Source organism: Citrobacter sp. MGH104, assembly GCF_001034485.1.
Taxonomy (GTDB): domain Bacteria; phylum Pseudomonadota; class Gammaproteobacteria; order Enterobacterales; family Enterobacteriaceae; genus Citrobacter; species Citrobacter freundii.
The window spans coordinates 1-3,660 of sequence record NZ_KQ089821.1; the positions used below are offsets into that span (position 1 = coordinate 1).

Consider the following 3,660-nt stretch of genomic DNA (forward strand, 5'->3'; position numbering starts at 1 on the left):
TGCTTTTGATATTCCAGATTCTTTATCCCATGAGGAAAATTTATCTGAAAGCAGCATGTAAATTATTACATAGCCAGCGTAGATGCCACACGCTAGTTTTAAATCTACCTTCTCATCTACTAATGTTTTGAATAAGTAGGTAGAAAGGAACACATTTAGTAGGAAGGATAAAACCTTTGACCATGTCATTATTTATCCTTCATGATTTCCTTCGCCGAACCCCATAAATATTCAGCTGAGGAGTCCAAGAGGTCTAATGAATTTATTATTCGATCTTTAGATAAAAACGAACCGTCAGAATAGCTTATAAAGTCTATGGAAAATTGTACCTTTAAAGTTTCTTTTTCCAGTGAAATAAATGAAGCTTTTATTCCAATCCTGTATAGATTGAAATTGTTTATGTGTTTTTCTATTGAGGAAATACTTGTATCACTTTTGACTTCAAACGTAAAGTTGCAAGATATTCTGTGAACCCCTAATATGGAAGAACACCCATCAATGAATGAATATTTTATATTATCATATATAAAATCACCTGCAATTAAATCCCCATCTTCTGGGGCTACCCCGGTGATGAATTTTTTATGTTCATCGTCAAGCTCTATGTTTTTTATCGCTTTTATTTGCAATATAGATAGAAATAATGAAACGACCCTTTTCTTTTTTGACATTTTAGTTTCCAATTACAATATATCTTAAATATTCCATATGCCACGGTTAAAAATAACCGACGGAGCTGTGATTTTAACCTCAATGACATTATCTAGCACGTCAATCTTGTGATCATCTCATCTGGGTAGTAATCTGGGGGCGTTTAAACGAAAAAACCGCCTTGGCGGGCGGTTTTTTCGAAGGTTCCAAGAGTTGGCGCTCTTTGAACCGAGGTAACTGGCTTATGAGGAGCGCAGTAACCAAAACTTGTTCTTTCAGTTTAGCCTTAACCGGCGCATAACTTCAAGACTAACTCCTCTAAATCAGTTACCAGTGGCTGCTGCCAGTGGCGATAAGTCGTGTCCTTCCGGGTTGGACTCAAGAGATAGTTACCGGAAAAGACGCAGCGGTCGGACTGAACGGGGGGTTCGTGCATACAGTCCAGCTTGGAGCGAACTGCCTTCACGGAACTGAGTGTCAGGCGTGGAATGAGAGAACCGCGGCCATAACAGCGGAATGACACCGGTAAACCGAAAGGCAGGAACAGGAGAGCGCACGAGGGAGCCATCAGGGGGAAACGCCTGGTATCTTTATAGTCCTGTCGGGTTTCGCCACCACTGATTTGAGCGTCTGATTATGTGATGCTCGTCAGGGGGGCGAAGCCTATGGAAAAACGCCCTGCCGGGCGTGGCTTTATCGTTCCTTTCCTGTCTTTTGGTTACGCTTGCCGCCAACCTTATTTATCACTTACAAAGATCCGTCCGCTCGCCGCAGACAAGTGACCGAGCGTAGCGAGCGAACGGTCGAGGAAGCGGAAAAGAACCGGAGATGACTTGGAGCACTGACGCTGTGATTACAAAGCAACAGAGAACGGCATTGAATATGGCTAAATTCATTCAGGCGCAATCCCTGCTTTTGCTGGAGAAGCTCAACGAACTGGATCTCGATACTGAGGCCGACCTGTGCGAAAAACTACATGAGGATGCTGAACAGCTCTTTCGTACTCTGGCTATTCGTCTGGATGATTTTCAAGAGGATTTGTAATGGCCCGTGTATCCATTAGCGAAGCGGCACGTCTTGTCAGTGTCAGTCGCCCAACAATTTACAAGCTACTTAAGTCTGGTGAACTAAGTTACACCTCAGTTGTAAAGCATGGTAAACCCGTAAAAACCATTGATACGGCTGAGCTTATTCGTGTTTTTGGTTCTATTGATATTGTAAATATTGGTAACAGTGATGCTGTAAAATTTGACGACATGTCTACGTCGCTTAACAGTGATTTTTTACAGCCTTTACAGCATCAGTTAACGCTTTTACAGGCGGAGAATGCCGCCCTTAAAGATGCGGTGAATGCCCGGGATGAGCATATCAGTTCACTTCGTCAGGCCATGCAACTTCTGGAGCATAAACAGAGCGCTTCTGACCCACAGAGTGTTCCTGCAAAGGCCTGGTGGCAATTCTGGAAATCCCATTAAGTCATTACCACGCATTCCGGTCATAGCGCTCGGCCAGCAGCCAGACTATCACCGGATATGGAGGTTTATACTTTCCCATCAGACTGCTTTGCCCGCATGTTTGATTTCTGATGGCTGATAAAGGCCAATAAATCGTGTCACACCCCACGCAGTATACACTGCTCAGCCGGAAGCCTTGCCAGCAAAGGCTTCCGGGGGTATACCACCCCTTGTCTGAAATGGTATACCTGTATCTGTTTTTATGCCGTTAAATCCAGTCGTGATAAGGCCTGTAGGCGGTATACCAGGTGTTTACTGGCATGGTATACCCGAAACACTGCTCTGAGGGCTGCAATGCCGCACAGGATAAGGGATTGCGCCTGGTATACCCTTTTTCTGTTTGTGTGACGCATTATCAGCCTCTTTCCCTGCTCGGTGTAATGGATAAAAGACCTGTCATGGCTGCGCCCCGACACCCTGCCAGCGCCTTACGGACCCGCAATAAATTGCGTGCCCGTTCACCGCTTTCTTTCGCCAGCCTGTGCCAGACTGTTATCTTAATGGCTTACCAGTGTGGAGATAAAACGGTGAAAGAATGGTTTGCGACCCTTATCGACGACCTGAAATTTCTGGGAGCGGAGTTTAAGAGAGAGTTTTCGGATCTGGATATCAGGTCGATGACGGCTGAGGAGATCCGACGGAGGCATGATGAGATGCACCGCTCTTATGTGGCTGGGAAGTTAGCACGGGGCGTTTTGCAAATCAGGAACGGGGAACTGACCTTTTATGGCAGGGAACGGAACCGGTAGGCGTTATTGAACTGAATTACTTGGCTAGAAAACCGATCAAAATCGCCTTTACACCGACTGTTTTCTATCAAAACCTGAGCCATGCAGACGGGTGCATAGCCATTCACTCTCTCAGAATTCATCCCCTGCGTTTCTGGCGGTTTTCCGGGTGGTTTGTTGCCTGTTTTACCGTTCTGCCGTCAGAAACGCGCTCAGGCCGTCTGAGTGGTGCGCGTAATGACGCATTATGGTAAATCTGGCTTAGTCGCAGCACCAAACAAAGGCCCCCGAAGGGGCCGAAAACTCTTTATAGTTGAACAACTAGAGAAAGCTGTTTGGTTCTCATCGTGTTCTGTAGATTTTCTAGTTGGCTTTGCTGTTGTTATCTTGTTTTTCATTGGAAATTGCTTTCCCTATGACTTTCTCTAATGCTAATTCCGAGGCTTGTTTTTGTTCTTTGCTTTCTTTTTGTTCATCGCCCTTATACACGTTGGTTGATTTTTTAGAATCGAAAACTGCTTCAGATAGCTGAGTTATAATGATGTTTAACTGATAACGTAGTTCCTTCCCTTTTTTATCATTCGTTATACAATCCAGCGCCAAATGATGAACTACCAGCATACAATCTTTATATTTCTCACACAGAGCCAAGTTGGATGAGGCTGTAGCTTTTGCTTTTGATATTCCAGATTCTTTATCCCATGAGGAAAATTTATCTGAAAGCAGCATGTAAATTATTACATAGCCAGCGTAGATGCCACACGCTA

The 3,660-nt window shown here is 44.5% G+C and carries 6 protein-coding genes and 1 pseudogene; 3 read left to right on the forward strand and 4 right to left on the reverse strand.

The genetic code is table 11. The features are described 5' to 3' along the window. The 3 genes and pseudogenes from SK34_RS25075 to SK34_RS25080 all read right to left on the reverse strand — a co-directional run. The coding region (locus tag SK34_RS25075) for a hypothetical protein (protein WP_048234300.1) at positions 1–189 on the reverse strand (189 nt) is incomplete at its 3' end. Further along, on the reverse strand, positions 189–671 hold the full coding sequence (locus tag SK34_RS23160) for a hypothetical protein (RefSeq protein ID WP_048234302.1): 483 nt from the start codon (positions 669–671) through the stop codon (positions 189–191). The genes SK34_RS25075 and SK34_RS23160, both read right to left, overlap by 1 nt. A 303-nt stretch (positions 672–974) precedes the next feature. Beyond that, a pseudogene (locus SK34_RS25080) lies at positions 975–1,087 on the reverse strand (replication initiation protein). Positions 1,088–1,503: 416 nt separating this feature from the next. On the opposite strand from SK34_RS25080, the gene SK34_RS23165 reads away from it, so the two are divergent. From SK34_RS23165 to SK34_RS23175, 3 genes are all read left to right on the forward strand, one after another. Continuing rightward, positions 1,504–1,695, forward strand: coding sequence for a Rop family plasmid primer RNA-binding protein (locus SK34_RS23165; protein WP_048234308.1), 192 nt, complete (start codon positions 1,504–1,506; stop codon positions 1,693–1,695). Then, positions 1,695–2,126 carry an excisionase family DNA-binding protein gene (locus tag SK34_RS23170; RefSeq protein ID WP_048234304.1) on the forward strand — a complete coding sequence of 144 codons (432 nt, stop codon included), beginning with the start codon at positions 1,695–1,697 and terminating at the stop codon, positions 2,124–2,126. The genes SK34_RS23165 and SK34_RS23170 overlap by 1 nt, the downstream gene beginning before the upstream one ends. A 299-nt stretch (positions 2,127–2,425) precedes the next feature. Further along, positions 2,426–2,914, forward strand: coding sequence for a hypothetical protein (locus SK34_RS23175; protein WP_048234305.1), 489 nt, complete (start codon positions 2,426–2,428; stop codon positions 2,912–2,914). Between the two features lie 342 nt (positions 2,915–3,256). Here SK34_RS23175 and SK34_RS24885 read toward each other — a convergent pair. Next, the coding region (locus tag SK34_RS24885) for a hypothetical protein (protein ID WP_197081268.1) at positions 3,257–3,660 on the reverse strand (404 nt) is incomplete at its 5' end.

Bases quoted from the DNA above. Each gene is read 5' to 3' on its own strand.
- SK34_RS23170 (WP_048234304.1), top strand. From the start codon at position 1,695: ATGGCCCGTGTATCCATTAGCGAAGCGGCACGTCTTGTCAGTGTCAGT.
- SK34_RS23175 (WP_048234305.1), top strand. From the start codon at position 2,426: ATGGTATACCCGAAACACTGCTCTGAGGGCTGCAATGCCGCACAGGAT.
- SK34_RS23160 (WP_048234302.1), bottom strand. From the start codon at position 671: ATGTCAAAAAAGAAAAGGGTCGTTTCATTATTTCTATCTATATTGCAA.